Raw genomic sequence first — 2,687 nt, 5'->3', positions numbered from 1 at the left:
GGCGGGGCTGTGGGTGAAGCCACAGCCATGCTCCAGTTTCAATTGTGGGTGCAAGGCATTGTGAAAGAGGAAATGGGTGATCTAAACGGGCGCACCCCTACTGCGGAAGAGGAAGCGCGTATAAACGCAAAGATTGATGCGCAGTTTGCTGACTTTAGAGATCACACCATTGATGTCGCACGGGCTGCGGGGGGCGTTGCCGCTGCCCTTGCCGGTGGCAATGTTGATGCCGGCGCTGATGCCGCAGGTAATGCCGCTGCAAATAACTTTTTGAGTAGTGCACAACGCGCTCAGAAGAAGAAAGAGTTAGAAGAGTGCCCTGATGATCAGTGTCGAAGAGAGGTTAACGAAAAATGGTTCGAGATTAGTGAAGAGCAAGATAGGATTTTTGAGATAGGTCTTGCGAAGGGTACGATTGTTGGTGCCGTAAAAGCAATAGGAAACGGAATATCTGAGACAGCTCATGACGTTAAAGAATTAGGATCGGCAATAGGAAACGGAATATATGCGACAGTTCATGACGTTAAAGAATTAGGATCGGCAATAGGAAACAGTTCAGTTGATGAGATCTATCAAAGTGCCCTTCAAGGCGTTGGAACAGCAAAAGCTTGGGCCACGAGTGGGCATATATTTGATGATGTCTGGGAAGGTGCTGGTCAACTTTGGGAAGGAGTTGGTCAATTCTGGGGAGGTGTTAAGGATTCCTTTAGAGGGCGTATAGATCACATAAAGGATTCCTTTGGGGGGCATATAGATCACATACATGAAACAATGGAGAAAGGGAGGGATGGAGCATTCAGTGCTGGTGCTGAATCTGGCGAAATGCTAGGTAAACCATTAGGAGATGTGGCTTATATAGTGGGTTCTACAGTGCTTACTGACGGTGCTGTTTCAGCAGCCAAGGGAGGTGCAAAGCTTGTTGGCAAGCTTGTAGAAAAAGATCTCATCAAATTCGCTGCTAAAACTGAAACAGCAGCTGTTAAGACAGGAGAGGAAATCGCTCAATCAATTGGAAAGATGAGTGATGAAATTGTTGCAACTCAATATTTGGGTCAGGAAAGAAAATTCTGGTCAGCGGATCCCATTGAGGTTGAGTTTGAAATGACTTACAAGGGAGAAAAAATTACTCAGACAAACAAAGTCTATCAAAGAGAAGATCTGTTTGATCCTAACCAGATTGTTAGTTGGGAAGAAAAAGGAAAAACGGTAGAGGGTACCAATATTGAGAGGATGAAAACAGGAAGGGCGCCTCTTGGCTTTGATGGCGATCCTATAGAGTTGCATCATATGTTGCAAATACAAGATGGCCCTATCGCAGAGATTAGAAAGACGTTTCATCAAAAATATACTTCTGTTATTCATATTTATCCTAAAACACAAAAATCGCTTATCGATAGAGATATGTTTGATAGATGGAGATCAAAATATTGGCAAGAACGGGCTAAGATTATAGAAGAAAAGATGAAGCTAAAAAAATAACAATTTATGGAGAACAAATTATGAAAACTTATACTTTATCTGATGTTGCACAATTAGTTGATAAATATAGTGATATTATTAATTTTGGCACTGCAGAGGATGCGGTAGAAGATATATGGGTAAAGAAAGCTGAGGAATCTCTTGGTTTGCAATTTACATCTTCTTACAAGAGTTTTTTGAAAAATTATAAAGGGGGGGAAATTGGTAGTGAGGAAATCTTTAGCGTTTATGCGGAGTATAAGGGCATTCATGCTGGTGATATTGTTTATCGAAATTTAAATGATATAAAAAATGGTTTAGCAAAACCACAGCGGCTTGTTGTGAGTAGAACAGATTTTGGTGAGACATTTTACTTTGATTACTCTCAGTTTCAGGATGGTGAATGTCCACTCTATTTTGAGGTAATATCTGGAGATCCCCTTTATTATGCAAGTAACTTTTATGAATTCCTTTGCAAAAAAATTAAGGAACATGCAGGGGAAGATTTATGAAAACCTATACCTTAGATGATGTTGTAGTACTAGTTGATAAATATAGCGATAGTATCGATTTTGGCACTACAGATGAAGCAGTTGATGATGTACTAATTGAAAAAGCAGAGGGGATTCTTAAATTGCAATTCACATCCTCCTACAAAAGTTTTTTGAAGAATTATGGAAGAGCGGAGATCTGTGGTGAGGAAATATTAAGTGTTTATAATACAAATTTTGAAATTGCTCGTAGTGATGATATTGTTTATTATCATATAACGGATATAGAAAATGGTTTGGCAAAACCACAGCAGCTTGTTGTGAGTAGAACTGATTTTGGTGAGACATTTTATTTTGATTATTCTCAATTCCAGAATGGTGAGTGCCCGCTCTATCTTAGATTTCCACCTAGCGATTCCCAGTATTACGCAAGTAACTTTTATGAATTCCTCTGTAAAAGAATTACAGATAACTTGAAGTAAATTTCTTTGTATGGTGGTTTTACTTTCAAATTGCAATGTTAAACCACCATTATTTTTTTCTTTTCAAGAATGCAAGCGTCGTTAATATTTTTTAGGGGGGGAAGGACTTATGAAAACTTATACTTTAGATGATGTTGCACAATTAGTTGATAAATATAGTGATATTATTAATTTTGGCACTGCAGAGGATGCTCCTGATGATGTATGGATAAAGAGAGCTGAAGAAACTCTAGGTTTGCAATTCACATCTTCTTAC

At 39.0% G+C, this 2,687-nt stretch carries 3 protein-coding genes and 1 pseudogene; all 4 read left to right on the top strand.

The annotated features are described in order from the left end of the window. Window positions 1-1,479 (top strand): HNH/ENDO VII family nuclease (locus ACFIKD_RS09150; RefSeq protein ID WP_375647853.1); only part of this gene is annotated, 1,479 nt, incomplete at its 5' end. Between the two features lie 20 nt (window positions 1,480-1,499). After that, window positions 1,500-1,970, top strand: coding sequence for an SMI1/KNR4 family protein (locus ACFIKD_RS09145; RefSeq protein WP_375647851.1), 471 nt, complete (start codon window positions 1,500-1,502; stop codon window positions 1,968-1,970). Then, complete coding sequence (locus tag ACFIKD_RS09140) at window positions 1,967-2,431, top strand: SMI1/KNR4 family protein (protein WP_015856208.1); 465 nt, start codon at window positions 1,967-1,969, stop codon at window positions 2,429-2,431. The genes ACFIKD_RS09145 and ACFIKD_RS09140 overlap by 4 nt, the downstream gene beginning before the upstream one ends. Window positions 2,432-2,540: 109 nt before the next feature. After that, window positions 2,541-2,687: pseudogene (locus ACFIKD_RS09135) on the top strand (SMI1/KNR4 family protein); the annotation flags it as partial.

The sequence above is a fragment of the Bartonella sp. CR84HXZ genome (genome assembly GCF_042194535.1).
Lineage (GTDB): Bacteria > Pseudomonadota > Alphaproteobacteria > Rhizobiales > Rhizobiaceae > Bartonella > Bartonella grahamii.
Note: the sequence above shows the minus strand (reverse complement) of the source record. Positions and strands in the feature narration are given on the sequence as shown.